This window comes from Frigoribacterium sp. AC759, from assembly GCF_979256015.1.
Genome location: NZ_CEEDMT010000211.1, coordinates 1 through 233, shown reverse-complemented (window position 1 = coordinate 233; position 233 = coordinate 1). Strand labels below are relative to the sequence as shown.

At 71.7% G+C, this 233-nt stretch carries 1 protein-coding gene; it reads left to right on the top strand.

The features are described 5' to 3' along the window. The coding region (locus ACZ6JE_RS15700) for a VanZ family protein (protein WP_464319555.1) at positions 1-233 on the top strand (233 nt) is incomplete at both ends.

Sequence of the window (233 nt, the reverse complement as noted above, 5' to 3'; positions counted from 1 at the left end):
TCTACGGGCCCGGCACGACCGAGCTGCTCTGGCGCGCCCTCGATCTCTTCGCCCGGCCCGACGAGACGTCGTGGATCACCTTCGCCCGGGTCGAGGCCGCGGCGACCGTCGCCATGTTCGTGCCGATGGGCATGTTCCCGGCGCTGCTGCTGCCCAGGCGGTGCTGGTGGGTCGGCATCGTGGTCGGCTTCGCGGCGACCGTGGGCATCGAGGGGTACCAGGCGGCCTATCTG